A 14934-nucleotide genomic window follows, 5' to 3' on the forward strand; every position below is an offset into this window, starting at 1 on the left:
GTCGGGCAGTTGCGTAGGAGAGATGCGGGAAATGCCACGGGAACTCGGCTGGATCAGGCAATTTCAGGCCCCGAGTGCGGAATCCGCGCCACCGCTGCTGATCTTCCCGCACGCCGGTGCGGGCGCCTCCGCCTATCGGGTTTTCGCCAGGACGCTGGCTGCTGAATTCGATGTCGTGGTGTTCCAGTACCCGGGCCGTCAGGACCGGGCCCGCGAGGCGGCCCTGGAAACGCTGCCCGACATCGCGGCCGGGGCCTTCGCCGAATTCCGGGAATCCGCGCATGAAACCGGTGTTCCCCTCACGATTTTCGGGCACAGCATGGGCGCGGTGATCGCGTTCGAATTCGCCCGCCTGGCCGAGGCCGCGGGGCTGAGCGTGCGACTGCTGGTCGCCTCCTCGGCTGCCGCACCTGCCCGGGTCGCCGCGCTGCCGGGGCATCCCACCGAGGACGAGGCCCTGCTCGACCACATGTCGGCGCTCAATGGCACCGGTGCGGAGGTGCTGGGCAGTCGCGAGGTACTGCGCATGGCGCTGCCGGTCATGAAGGCCGACTACCGTGCCTTCGACGCGTATTCGTGCGCGCACGATATTGCCGTGGACGCGCCGATTCTGGTGCTGGGTGGTGACGAGGACGAATGCGTCGCGCCGCGTGATCTGTACGCGTGGGAAAGCCACAGCCGCGGCGGAATTCGGGTGACCCTGTTCGCGGGCGGGCATTTCTATCTCAACGATCATGTCGACGGCATCGCAGAACTGCTGGTAGCCGAGAAGAGCGTCGTCGCGTGAGCGCGCTGGATTCCGGCGATCCCATTGTGATCGTCGGCATGGGTATCGAGGCGCCCGGTGACATCGACACACTGCCGGAATTCTGGGCGGCCCTGGCGTCCGGGCGGGAATTGCTCGGCCCCTTTCCTCGTGATCGGGAATGGCCGCTGGCGGAATTGCTGACCCTGGACCGGCACGAGGGCTGGGGCGCGGTGCCGGACGCCGGCGGGTTCCTCACCGGCGCTACCGACTTCGATGCGCTGTTCTTCGGCATCACACCGCGCGAGGCCGTGGCCATGGATCCGCAGCAGCGGGTCGGCCTGCGGGTGGCCTGGCGGGCACTCGAGCAGGCGGGGATCAATCCCGGTGCGGTGGACGGTGATTCGGCCGGATGTTGGATGGGCGCCTCGGTCATGGAGTACGGGCCGCGGGTAGCCTCGGTCAACGAGTACAGCGGGTACCGGGCCACCGGCACCGCGCTGGGCGCGGTGGCCGGACGGATCTCGCACGGGCTGGGCCTGATCGGGCCGTCGGTCACCGTCGACACCGCGTGCGCGTCCGCGCTCACCGCCGTGCATCAGGCGGCCGCCGCGATTCGGGCGGGGGAGTGCGAGTGGGCGCTGGCGGGCGGGGTGTGCGTCATGGGCTCGCCGGGCGCGTTCTACGAGTTCTCCAAGAACAATGCGCTGGCCGCCGACGGCCACTGCCGGTCCTACTCCGCCGACGCCACCGGCACGCTGTGGGGCGAGGGCGCGGGAGTCGTTGTACTGGAACGGGAGTCGCGGGCGCGTGCCCTCGGGCATCGGGTGTACGGGCGGCTGCTGGGTTCGCGCGTGAACCACAATGGCAAGGGCGCGCCGATCGCGGTGCCGAGCGCCGCGGCGCAGGAGCGGCTCATCCGCGACACCCTGGCCGTGTCCGGGATTTCCGCCGGACAGGTCGGGCTCATCGAGGGTCACGGCACCGGCACTCCGGTGGGCGATCCGCTCGAATTGGCCGCGCTCGCAGCCACTTACGGTCTCCCGTCCGCCGCAGGGGCGCGGCTGGGCTCGGTGAAATCCAATGCCGGTCACGCGCAGGCCGCCTCCGGGGTCTTGGGCCTGATCAAGGTGCTGCTGGCAGGAGCGCACGGGCAGATCCCGCCCACCCTGCACGCCGACCGGCCGACCGCCGAAATCGATTGGGCCGAGACCACTCTGCGGCTCGCCACCGAACTCGAACCCTGGCCGGCCGTGGACGGCATGCGATACGCGGCCGTGTCCTCGTTCGGTGTCGCAGGCACCAATGCCCATGCCCTCGTGAGCCTGTCCGAGCTGGAGGAAAACGATGTGTAGCCACCGGCTGCCGGATGGCAGCATCCCCGTCCTGCTCTCGTCCGACACCGCCGACGGCGTGCGCGCCGAGGCCGCGGGCATCCTGGCCTACCTGGAGCAGCGGCCCGCCGTCGCCCCGGATCGGGTGGCGGACATGCTGTTCCGCATCCGCACGGCCCGACGCTACCGGGCGCTGGCCATGGTCACCGGGCGTGCGGACCTGCTCGATGCCCTGCGCGCCGTCGCCGACGGGACCTCGCATCCCGCGGTGGTGCTGGGTGACGGGCCCGCCACCGCGCGCCGGATCGGCTTCGTGTTCCCCGGTCAGGGCAGTCAGCGTCCCGGCATGGGCGCGCTGTACTACGACCAGTCCCCGCACTACCGGGCCGCCGTCGACGAGTGCGCGGCCGTGCACGCCGAGCGCTTCGGCCACGATCAGCCACTGCACTATCTGCTCGGCACCGCGGGCGCGTACCAGGACACGGTGTGGGAGGTGCAGCCCGCCTTGATGTTCCACATGGCCGGTCTGGCCGCCATGTGGCAGGCCGCCGGCGTGCGCCCGGCCGCCACCGTCGGCCACAGCCAGGGCGAGCTGGCCGCGGGCGCGGTCTCGCGGGTCATGTCGGTGCGCGACGCCGTGCTGGTGGTGACCCACCGCGCGCGCCTGGTGGAGCGCCTCTCGCCGCGCGGCTACGCCATGGCCGTGCTGGCCATGAACCGTGAGGACTGCGAGGCGCTGCTGGCCCGCCACTCGGGCTGGGCCGAGCTGTCGGTGGTGAACGCCCCGCACATCATGGCCATCTCCGGCGACCGCGACACCATCGCCGACATGGTCGCCACCGCCACCGAGCGCGGCCATTTCGCCCGCGAGATCGGCGTCGCCTACCCCGCACACACCTCGATCGTGGCGGAGCTGCGCACCGAATTCGAAGGCTTCCTCGGCGGCGAGCTGACCGACCCGACCTTCACGGACACCGACATCCCCTGCTACGGAGCGACTCTCGGCGCCCCCATCACCGCAGACCTGATCCAGGAACAGTACTGGTACTGGAACCTGCGCAACCGGGTCCGCTTCGACCGCGCGGTGGTCGCGGCCGCCACCGACGGCATCGACACCCTCATCGAGGTCGTCGAACACCCCGTCCTGCAACTGGCCCTCCAGGAGAACCTCTCCCTGGTCCCGCGCGACCCGTCTCGCGGCCCCCGCGACTTCAAGGTCCTCGGCACCTCCCTGCGCACCGCCACCTCCCTGCGCGAATTCACCCGCAACCTGGCCGCCATCGCCGTCCACGACCTCGTCTACGACTGGACCGCCCTGCGCACCGACGCGCCCCCGGCCCTCCCGCTGCGCGACTTCCCCCACACGATCATGAACCCCAAGCGCCTGTGGGCGAACCCGGGCTACGCCCCCGAGACGGTGCACCCGCCGACCCCGGCCGTCCCCGAACCCCAACGCCTGGTGGAGAAGTGGACCCCCTGGGAGCGCCGCTCCCTGACCCCGCCCCGCCGCCTGGCCTTCCTCGACCCCACCGGCCGCTGGGCCGACCAATTGTCCGCCCTCCTCGCCGCGGCAGAGCGCTACGGCGCCACCGCCACCGCCCTCGAGCCGACCGAGGTCGCCTCGGGCCTCGACACCGGTCAGGAGTCGCCGCAGCAGGCGGACTTCGACAGCGTGGTGATTCTGTGGCCCGCGCTGCCCGAGTCGACTGCCGTGGACGCGGTGGCGGAGCTGACGGAGTTCTTCGCCGCGCGCACCTGGCTGTCCGCGGTGTCGGATGTGCGTGCGGGCGGTGAGGTCTGGCTGGTGACGGTCGGGGGTGAGGTTGTGGTGCCGGAGGATACGGTGCCGCAGTTGTTCCACGGGGCCGTGGCGTCCGGGTTCCGGTGTGTCGGGTTGGAGAAGCCCGGGGTGCTGTTCCGGCATCTGGATCTTGCGGCCGATGCGGGAGCCGGGGAGGCGAATCGCGTTGTCGCGGCACTGCATACGGCGGGTGAGCCGGAGGTGGCGCTGCGGGGCGGAAAGGTGTTCGTCAAGCGGTTGGTCGCGGACGAGTCTGTGCCGGGGGAGGCCGCTGAGCTCGATCATGTGCTGATCGTGGGTGGCACCGGCAAGCTCGGGCTGTTGTTCGCCGAGCATTTCGCGCGCCAGGGCGCCGGGCGGATCACGCTGGTGAGCCGGTCCGGCGAATCCGGTTCGGCCGCCGCGGAAGTGGTGCGATTGCGCGCGCTCGGTGCCACCGAGATCGTGGTCGCGGCCTGTGATGTCAGCGATGCGGACGCCGTCGCGCGCCTTGCGGCAGGGCTGGGGGAGCGGCCGGTGAGCCTGCTCGTCCATGCGGCGGTCAACTACGTGGACGCCGGTATCGAGGAGATCACCGCCGAGCTGGTCGCCACCGCCGCGGCGTCGAAGGTGCTGGGCCTGGAGGCGGTGCTCGACGCGGTGCCGTTGCGTCCGAATGGCCGGGTGCTGCTGTGCTCGTCCATGGCCGCGACACTCGGTGGGCGCGGACAGATTCTGTATGCCGTCACCAACCGGATGCTGGATATTCTCGCCCGCCGCCTGCGTGAGCGCGGGATCGATTGCGCCGCACTGGAGTGGGGCCTGTGGAGTGTCGCGGGTCCGCTCGATGCGGCGGGTATGGCGCGGGTCGAGGGCGCCGGGGTGTACCCCATGAATCCGGCCGACGCCATCGCCGCGGGATTCACCGGGCAGCCGACCGACGCGGTGGTGATCTCCGCCGACTGGCCGTTCCTGCGTGACGTCATGGGAGCCTTCGGCCAGGCTGCTGTGCTGTCGGAAGTGCCTGAGCCCGAGACGATTACGCCATCGCGCATCGCGGATACGGCAGCTGCGGATGTGAGCGCGAATCGGCCTGTCGCAGAGACGAATCCGCCAGTGCCTGCCGCTGATCACCAGCCGGTGGCGTCGGCACCGGACCGCCCGCTGGCGGACCAGGTGCTCGCCGAACTGGAGCGGGTGATGGGCATCGATGCCGGCGACACCATCGACCGCTCCACGCCGCTGGTCGCACTGGGCCTGGATTCGTTGCAGGCCTTGGACTTCCGCAAGCGGGTCCAGGCGTCGCTGGATCGGGAGCTGCCGGTCGCGGCCATCCTGGGCGGCGCGTCGCTGGACGATGTCGTGCTGCTGATGGCAGAGAACACCAACTAGGGCTAGGGGCCAGATTTCATGTCAGACACCGATGCCACCGTGACCGTGGCAGGAACCTCCGTCGTAGACCGCCGCCGGGAACTGCTGCGGCGCAGGCTCGCCGAGCAGGGCCTGGCCGCCGCCACCGGCGCGCCGGTGCGCCGCACCCGGGCCGGAGAGCGGCGCCCGCTGTCGGCCGGGCAACGCCGCATGTGGTTCCTGCAGACGCGCGACCCCGAGGACACCACGCTGAATATCTGTGTGGCGTACCGGCTCACCGGCGCGCTCGACGAGCAGCGCCTGCGGACCGCGGTGGCGGCGGTGTTCGCCCGGCACGATGTACTGCGCACCACCTTCGGTACCGACGCGGACGGCGAGCCGTTCCAGGTGTTCGCCGACGACATCACGCTGCCGTGGCAATCGCACGATCTGACCGGCCTGGCCGAGCCCGCCCGCCCGGTGCGGGTGGAGGTGCTGGCCCGCCGGGAATTCGGCCGCCCCTTCGACCCGGCCACCGAGCTGCCCCTGCGAATCACGCTGGTGCGCACCGGAACCGCGGAGTGGGTGCTGCTGCTGGCCGCACACCACAGCTGCTGGGACGACGACGCCTGGGGCGTGTTCTTCACCGACCTCAATGCCGCCTACAACGGAGCCCGGACGGCCGCCCCGGCCGCGCAGTTCGTCGATCTCGAGGTCCTGGACGCCCCGGCCGAGGACGAGGCGGACATCGCCTACTGGCGGCACACCCTGCGCCCCTTGCCGGAACCCCTCGAACTGCCCGGCTCGGCCGTGGTCGCGCCGTCGAAGCGCGCCGACCGCTGCACCGTCGCGCTGTGCGCCGATCTCCTGAACCGGGTGGACGTCTTCGCCCGCGAGCACGCGGCCAGCCCGTTCATGGTGCTGCTCGCCGGCTACGCCGCCCTGATCCAGCGCTACACCGCCGCCGACGATTTCCTGATCTCCATCCCGGTCACCAATCGCCGGTCGGCGGCTGCCGAACAGCTCATCGGCTACTTCGGCAACACCCTGCTGCTGCGCGAAACCTTCGACCGCGCCGAGACTTTCACCGGCCTGGTCGCGGCCACCAAGCGCACCTGCCTGGACGCCTTCGCCCATCAGGCCGTCGGCGTCGACCGCGTGGTGCGCGAGGTGAACCCGGAGCGCGTCGCCGGACGGGACGGCATGGATCAGCTGGTGCGCCTGGGCTTCAGTGTCCGCAAGAGCGCCGACGGTTTCGCGCTGGACGGCGTCACCTCGACCCAGCTGGACGAACTGGGCGCCCCCACCGCGCAGGTCCCGCTGGCCGTCGCGGTCGTGACCGAGAGCGCGCACGGCGCGGTGCTCGAGGCCGAATACCAGGTGGACGTGCTGCCCCGGCCGCTGGTACAGCGCATGCTGGAACACTATGTGCGGCTGCTGGATCGGGCGCTGAGCACCCCTGGCGGCCGGCTCGCCGACCTCGACATGCTGGGCGGCGACGATCGCCTCGCCATCCTGGAACAGTCGCGCGGCGCGGACGTGCCGGCCGATCCGGCCACCATGGTCGACCTGTTCGAGGCCGGTGTCGCCGCCGGACCCGGCACCCTGGCCCTGGTCTCCGACGACCTCGAACTCACCTACGCCGACCTGAACCGCCGCGCGAACCGCCTGGCGCACTGGCTCATTCGCGAGGGCATCGGCAGCGAGGACATCGTCGCCCTGCGCATGAGCAACTCGGTCGAGTTCATCGTGGCCGTCTACGGCGTGCTCAAGGCGGGTGCGGCCTACCTGCCCATCGACCCGGCCTACCCGGACGACCGCATCGACTACCTGATCGCCGATGCGGGTCCGCGCCTGGTGCTGGGCCGCGTCGAACTCGACGCCGCCGAGGACGCCGCCGCCGGGCTGCCGGACACCGATCCCGCCGACACCGATCGCGTCCGCCCGCTGCTCCCGGCAAACCTGGCCTACGTCATCTACACCTCGGGTTCGACCGGCAAGCCCAAGGGCGTCCCGGTCTCGCACGCCGCCATCGCCGAGCACGTGGTGAGCTTCACCGCCGAATGGGGCATGACCGCCGACGACCGGCTGCTGCAATCGTCCTCGGTGAGCTTCGACGCCTCCCTGCTGGACATCTTCGTCACCCTGGCGCTGGGCGCGCGGCTGATCGTGCCGAAACCCGATGCCTTCCGCGACATCCGCTATGTCGCCGATCTGATCACCCGCCGCGGCGTGACCGTGCTGCACATGGTGCCGTCCATGCTCGGCACCTTCCTGCTGCTGCCCGAGGTGAGCGAATGGCGTGCGCTGCGCCATGTCCCGGTGGGCGGCGAGGCGCTGCCGGGCGAGGTGGCCGACCGGTTCGCCGCCGTCTTCGACGCCGAACTGCGCAATCACTATGGGCCGACCGAGGCCGTGGTGTGCGCGACCCATCAGCCGGTGGCGGGCCCGCAGGGCACCGGGATCGTGCCCATCGGCGTACCCAATCAGAACGTGCACGCCTACGTGCTCGACGAGGCCCTGCAGCTGGTACCCGCCGGGGTGGTCGGCGAGATCTACCTGGGTGGTGCGCAATTGGCGCGCGGCTACCTGGGCCGGCCCGCACTCACCGCGAGCCGCTTCGTCGCCGACCCGTTCACCGCCGGCGCGCGGCTCTACCGCACCGGAGATCTGGCCCGCCGCAATGAGTTCGGGGAGCTGGACTTCGTCGGCCGCGCCGACGAGCAGGTCAAGGTGCGCGGCTTCCGCATCGAGCTCGGCGAGGTGGAGTCGGCGCTGACCGCGCATCCGAGCGTCGGGCACTGCGTGGTGATCGTGACCGAGGATCCGGCCGTGGGCGCACAGCTCGCCGCCTACCTGGTGCCCGCGGCCGGTGCGACGGTCGAGGTGGACCAGGTGCGCGCCCACGCCGCCGCCGCGCTGCCGGAGTACATGGTGCCCAGCGCTTTCGCCGTCATCGACGAGATCCCGCTGACCGTCAACGGCAAGCTGGACAAGCGGGCGCTGCCCGCGCCGGCGCCCGCGGTGGAGCGGGTGCACCGCGCGCCCGCCACCGCCACCGAGCGCCGCCTGTGTGCCATCTACACCCAGCTGTTCGGGATTCCGACGGCGGGTGCGGATGATTCGTTCTTCGAACTGGGTGGGCATTCGCTGCTGGCCGCGCGCCTGGTCGCGCAGGTCCGCGCCGAGTTCGGCGTGGAGCTGGATGTGCGGATCGTGTTCGACACCCCGACTCCGGCCGCGCTGGCCGCCGGGCTGGTCGCGCGGTTCCGCGACGAGTTCGGCATCGACCTGGATGCCATGGACGACGACGTGGAGACGTCCGAGACAGCCTGTGCCGCACCGGCTTCCGGGCGTCCGGCCGTCACCGCGCGCCCGCGTCCGGACCGGCTACCGCTGTCCTACTCGCAGCTGGCCATGTGGTTCCAGTACCGCATGGAAGGCCCGAGCGCGGTCGGCAATCTACCCTTCGCCGTCCGGTTCGACGGTGGCATCGATATCGCCGCGTTGCGCGCCGCGCTCGCCGATGTGGTGGCGCGGCACGAGGCGCTGCGCACCGGTTTCGGTGAGCAGGACGGCGTTCCGTACCAGGTGGTGCGAGCCGCCGGGGCGGTCGAGCTCGAGATCACCGGCATCGAGGCCGACCGGTTGACGGACGAGCTCGCCGAGATCGGCCGCTACCCCTTCACGGTCGAATCCGAGCCGCTGCTGCGGGCCCGCCTGCTGGTCCTCGACCCGGGCACGCACGTGCTGTCGCTGCTGGTCCACCACATCGTGGCCGACCACGCGTCGCTGGGCATCCTGCTCGAGGACCTGGTCGCCGCCTACCGTGCGCGGGTCGAGGGCGGGCGGGCGCCGCAGTGGACCCCGCTGGCCATCCAGTACCCGGATTACGTGCTGTGGCAGCACGATGCGTTCGCCTCCGGTGCGGATGGCCTGCCCGGCGACTACGGCCGGGCGCAGCTGGACTTCTGGCGCGCCGCCCTCGCCGGTCTGCCGGACCAGATCGATGTCGCCCCTGATCGGCCGCGGCCCGCGGTCCTCGGCAAGCGCGGCGAGGTCGCCACCTTCGCGGCGCCCACCGCCCTGCGCTCCGGACTGACCGCGCTCGCCGAGGCCTGCGGCGCAACGGAATTCATGGTGTACCAGGCCGCCGTCGCGACCCTGCTGCACAAGCTGGGCGGCGGCACGGACATCACCCTCGGCACCCCGGTGGCCTGCCGCGTCGACGATGCGACCGCCCCGCTCGTTGGTCTGTTCGCCAATATGGCGGTGCTGCGCAACGATCTGTCGGGCACCCCGACCCTGCGCGATACCGTGCTGCGCGGCCGCGACGTGGTCCTGGATGCCCAGGCGCACCAGGAACTTCCGATCGAACGCCTGGTGGAGGCGCTCAACCCGCCGCGCTCGCGCTCCCGGAACCCGCTGTTCCAGAGCATGCTGCACTTCCGCGGCGCGGACTGGGCGCCCGCCACCCTGGCCGTGGCGGGCACGACCACCGCCACCGTGCTGCCGGTCGACTTCGACGTTTCCTTCCTGGACCTCAATGTCTCCGTGAACGTCACCGGTGACGGCGGCCTGGCCGTGCGCCTGGTCGCCAATGCCGACCTGTACGACCCGGAGACCGTGCAGCACATCGCGACCGCGCTGGCCACCATCCTGGAGGCGTACGCCACCGCGCCCGACCGCACCGTGGTCGAGCTCGAGGTGCTGCCCGTCGACCGGCTGGAGCGGCTGCTCGCCCCGCCCGCGCCCGCCGCGGCGACCCGCGCCGCCGCCACCGGCGACCACGCCCGCACCGAACGCGCGCTCATCGAACTGCTCGAAGAGCTGCTGGATATCAGCGAGGTCGAGGCCGACGACAACTTCTTCGCCCTCGGCGGCGACAGCGTCATCTCCATCCAGTGGTCGGCCCGCGCCACCGCGCTCGGCATGCCGCTCAGCCCGCAGCTGGTGTTCGAGCATCTCACCATCGCCGAACTCGCCGCCGCGGTCGACGCCGCCGAACCCGTTGCCGCGCAAACGGAGTCGATCCCGCAGGAGGAATCCGCCCCCATGAGCGCCTCCGGCCTCGACGCCGACGCCCTCGCCGCCCTCACCTCGTCCTGGCAGGCCCGATGACCACCACCGAAAACCGCACCGCGCCACCTCAGATCGAGGACGTGCTGGCGCTGAGCCCCCTGCAGGAGGGGCTGTTCTCGCTGTCGCGCCTCAGCGGTGACGGCCTCGACCTGTACACCATGCAGTTCGTGGTCGACATCGACGGACCGCTGGACACCGAGCTGCTGCGGCGCAGCGCGCAGGCCATGCTGGACCGGCATCCCAACCTGCGCGCCGCCTTCTGGGACGAGAACGTGCCGCGGCCGGTGCAGATCGTGCCCGCACAGGCCGAACTGCCCTGGACCGAAAAGTCGGCGCGGCCGGCGGAATTCGACGCCATCGCGGCGGCCGAACGACACACGCCGTTCGACCTGAGCCGCGGTCCGGCCCTGCGTATCCTGCTGCTCACCGTGCCGGACACCGGCACCCGGCGCATGATCCTCACCGCCCACCACGTCCTGATGGACGGCTGGGCGGTGGCGGTGTTCTTCACCGAACTGCTCGCCGTCTACCGGTCCGGCGGATCCGTTGCGGCACTGCCGAAACCGCGCCCCTATCGCGACTACATCGCGTGGCTGGGCGCACAGGACACCGCCGCGGTCACCCAGCGCTGGGTCGACTACCTCGCGGGGGTGAGCGGTCCGCTCATGCTGGCGGACGGCGCGCCGGTCGGCCCGAACGCCGTGCCGGAGAAGACCCGCCTGCTGCTGTCCTCCGCCGACACCGACCGGGTCCGTACCTGGGCCGGTGCGCACGGGCTGACCCTCAACACCGCCGTGCAATTCGCCTGGACGGTGCTGCTCGGCCGGCTCACCGATCGCCGCGACATCGTGTACGGCACCACCATCTCCGGTCGGCCCGACCAGCTTCCGGGCGTGGAGGGCATGGTCGGGTTGTTCATCAACACCGTGCCCGTCGCCCACCATCTGGACTCCGGCACCTCCATCGCCGACCAGTGCACCCGCCTGCAGCGCGAGTGCGCCGCCATGCGTGACATCGGCTTCCTGAGCCTGTCGGCCGTGCAGCGCGCCGCGGGGCACGGCACCCTCTTCGACACGCTGTTCGTCTTCGAGAACGCCCCCATCGACGACGCCATCCGCACCGTCACCGCCCCCGACGGCGCCTGCTTCCGTCCGGTCGAGATGGAGAGCCTCGCGCACTACCCGCTCACGGTGGTCGCGCACATGAGCGGCGACGAGTTGCTGGTCCAGCTCGAGGTGATGCCCGCCGCGCTGCCCTACTTCCCGGCCGCGGACCTGGGCGAGCGGCTGCTCGCGCTGCTGCGGCAACTACCGGAAACCGATACGGCCACACCCGATTCGCTCAGCGTGCTCACCGCGTCGGAGCAGGCGATGTCCGCAGCGCCGATCAGCCCCGTCTCGCCCGCCGCGATGACGGAAGGGCCCACGACCGCAGTCGCCGACGCTGCCTCGGTCTGGGAGTTGTTCGAGCGGCAGGTGGCCGCCACGCCGGAAGCCGTTGCGCTCCAGGATAGCTCCGGCTCCCGGTACACCTACCGCGCCCTGCATGACGCGGCCGTCCGGCTCGGCGCCGAGTTCGCCGCGCAGGGTGTCGGCCCGGAAACAGTGGTAGCGCTTGTGCTTCCACGCACCATGCGATCGATTGTGGCGGTGCTCGCGGCCTTCGCCGCGGGCGGAGCCTATGTGCCGGTGGATATCACGCTGCCCGCCGCACGCATCGAGTCGATCCTCCGGCAGGCGCGGCCGACGCTGGTGGTCACCGACGACAACACCCGCGATCTGCTCGAAACCGCCGAATCCCCGCGGTCCGGTGCAGGCGTCGCAGCCGTCGGCGAGCAGCGGGTGCCGGTGCTGCTCCTCGGCGATCCCCTTGCCGCCGAACAACCCTCGGCCGCCCCTGTCGAACTCCCGCGCGTCGTCCGCCACCCGGACCAGCTCGCGTACCTCATCTTCACCTCCGGCTCGACGGGCGAACCCAAGGGCGTCGCCGGGACCAATGCCGCCCTCATGGCCTACTTCGCCGACCATCGCGACCGGGTCTACCGGCCCGCCATGGCCCGCCTGGGCCGGCCCCTGCGCATCGCGCACGCCTGGTCGCTGAGCTTCGACGCCTCCTGGCAGCCCATGGTGGGCCTGCTCGCCGGGCAGACCATCCACCTGTTCGACGCCACGGAAATGCGTGACGCGCAGCGCTTGTGCGCGGGCATGATCGCCCACGACATCGACATGATCGATACCACCCCGTCGATGTTCGCCCAGCTCAACGCCGCCGGGCTGGTGGACCGCGAGCTGCCCGTGCTGGCGCTGGGCGGTGAGGCCATCGACGCCGCGCTCTGGTCGCGGCTGCGCGCGCTGGCCCCGTCCGAAGGCCGGTCCGGCACCGCGGTCTACAACTGCTACGGACCCACCGAGACCACCGTCGAGGCCGTGGTGGCCCCGGTCGCGGACTTCGACACTCCGACCATCGGCACCGCGAACGCCGGAATGTCCGGCTACGTCCTGGATTCCAGGCTGCGCCCGGTACCCGGCGGCGTCGTCGGCGAGCTGTACCTGTCCGGGCCGCAGCTGGCCCGCGGCTATATCGGCCGCGCCGCAACCACATCCGACCGCTTCGTCGCCGATCCCTTCCGGCCCGGCCGGCGCATGTACCGCACCGGCGATCTGGTCCGCCGCCTGCCCCACGGCGGCTTCGGCTACCTGGGCCGCGCCGACGCGCAGGTGAAGGTGCGCGGCTACCGCATCGAGATCGGCGAGATCGAGACCGCCCTGCGGCGACTGCCCGGCGTGGACACCGCCGCCGTCACCGTGGTGCGCCGCGCGGGCGGGGCGAGCCTGGTCGGATTCGTCGTGGGGGAGCGGGGCGAGTCCGTCGATCCCGCGCGCACCCGCGCCGCGCTCGCGGAAGGCCTGCCCGCCTACATGATTCCGGCCCGTGTGCTCGCCCTGCCGCGGCTGCCGGTGAACGCCAACGGCAAACTCGACGGCCCCGAGCTGACGCGGCTCGCCGAAGCCGCCCTTGCCGACACCCGATCGGCCGCCGCGCCCAGTACCGCCACCGAGAAGGAGCTCGCCGAGGTCCTCGCCGAACTCTTCGACGGCCGCACCCCCGGCCTCGACGACGACTTCTTCGCCCTCGGCGTGGACAGCATCGTCGCCATCTCCCTGGTCAACAAGGCCCGTCGCCGCGGCCTCACCCTCACCCCGCGCATGGTGCTGGCCACCCCGACCCTGCGCGAACTCGCCGCTGCCCTCGACGCCGCGGACTCGACCACAGCGGAGAGGGTGGCGGATTACGGTGCGGTGCAGCCGCTTCCGGTCGTCTCGTGGATGTACGAGTACGGCAACTACCGCCGCTTCACCCAGTCCGCCCTGCTCCGGCTGCCCGACGGCATCGACCGCGACACCCTCGAGGCTTCGCTGCAGGCCGTCCTCGACGGCTACGACACCCTGCGCTCACGCCTCGTCGACACCGATGACGGCCCACGCCTGGTCACCGCCGCGCCGGGCACGGTCCGCGCGGCCGACATCCTCACGCACACAGCCGATCCCGCCGACGCCGACGCGGCCGTCCACGCCGCGGCCCGTACGGTCATGGACCAGATCGACCCGCGCACCGGCGATATGGTGCGCGCCGTCTGGTTCTCCGGCACCGAGCACGGCGATGTCCTGCTGCTCACCATCCACCACCTGGCGGTGGACGTGGTTTCCTGGCACCTGCTCATCGCCGCCCTGAACGAGGGCGCCGCCCTGCCCGAATCCACCTCGTACCGTGAGTTCTCGCGCCGCATGGCGGAGCGGGCCGAGTCCGCGGAAGTCCGTGCACAGCAGGACTATTGGCACGACCAGCTCGCCGCCCCCGACCCCGCCATCGGCCGCCGCATCCCCTACCCGCACACCGACACCTGGTCCTCCCTCCGGGTCGCCACCGCCGTGACCCCGGTCGAGGTCACCGCCCGCCTGCTCGCCGCGCTCACCCGCGACGAGGGTGTGCGCGAACTACTGCTCACCGCCCTCACCATCACCCTGGCGAGCTGGCGGCGCGAGCGCGCCCAGGATCCTGCCCACGGCGCCCTGCTCGCCCTGGAGGGCCACGGCCGCGCCGACGACCTGCTCGGCACCGACACCAGCAACACCCTCGGCTGGTTCACCACCGTGTTCCCGATCCGGCTCGGCGCGGGCGAGACGGTGGATGCCGAACGGGCGGAACAGGATCCGGCCGCGGCCCGCGCCCTCCTGGAGTCGGTGACCGCGCACCTGTCCGCCATCCCCGGCCAGGGCCTGGACTACGGCCTGCTCCGCTACACCGCCCGCGTCCCCGAACTAGCCACCGCACGGCACCCCCAGATCGAGTTCAACTACCTCGGCCGAGTCGACCTCAGCGGGCAGGACACCCGATCCTGGTCCCTGCTCACCGGCCCGCTCAACGAGGCACTGCCCCTGGACCCCGAACCCGACCTACCCCTGCGCTACGCACTGGATGTCATCGCGGGCATCGGCTCGACCCCGGAGGGACCGCAGCTCACGACCAATTGGCGCTGGAGCGAAACCCTGTTCACCGCAGCGGAAGCCAGCCGCCTGACCGAACTCTGGCAGCGCAGCCTGGCCGCCCTGGCAGTCGCCGTGTCCTGATCACTCGGGCGGTAA

Annotated in this window: 5 protein-coding genes; all 5 read left to right on the forward strand. The window is 71.4% G+C overall.

The genetic code is table 11. From position 1 onward, the window contains the following. Positions 1-31 precede the first annotated feature (31 nt). From ACFXHE_RS09545 to ACFXHE_RS09565, 5 genes are read left to right on the forward strand one after another with little or no spacing between them, the layout of a single operon-like run. On the forward strand, positions 32-787 hold the full coding sequence (locus tag ACFXHE_RS09545) for a thioesterase II family protein (RefSeq protein WP_379381552.1): 756 nt from the start codon (positions 32-34) through the stop codon (positions 785-787). Then, positions 784-2100 (forward strand): polyketide synthase, encoded by a 1317-nt coding sequence (locus tag ACFXHE_RS09550; protein WP_379381554.1) that lies wholly within the window; start codon positions 784-786, stop codon positions 2098-2100. The genes ACFXHE_RS09545 and ACFXHE_RS09550 overlap by 4 nt, the downstream gene beginning before the upstream one ends. After that, on the forward strand, positions 2093-5251 hold the full coding sequence (gene nbtC / locus ACFXHE_RS09555) for a nocobactin polyketide synthase NbtC (RefSeq protein WP_379381556.1): 3159 nt from the start codon (positions 2093-2095) through the stop codon (positions 5249-5251). The genes ACFXHE_RS09550 and nbtC overlap by 8 nt, the downstream gene beginning before the upstream one ends. 18 nt (positions 5252-5269) lie before the next feature. After that, complete coding sequence (locus tag ACFXHE_RS09560) at positions 5270-10330, forward strand: amino acid adenylation domain-containing protein (protein ID WP_379381558.1); 5061 nt, start codon at positions 5270-5272, stop codon at positions 10328-10330. Next, on the forward strand, positions 10327-14919 hold the full coding sequence (locus ACFXHE_RS09565; protein WP_379381559.1) for an amino acid adenylation domain-containing protein: 4593 nt from the start codon (positions 10327-10329) through the stop codon (positions 14917-14919). The genes ACFXHE_RS09560 and ACFXHE_RS09565 overlap by 4 nt, the downstream gene beginning before the upstream one ends. Positions 14920-14934 lie beyond the last annotated feature (15 nt).

This window comes from Nocardia sp. NPDC059229 (assembly GCF_042754165.1).
Lineage (GTDB): Bacteria > Actinomycetota > Actinomycetes > Mycobacteriales > Mycobacteriaceae > Nocardia.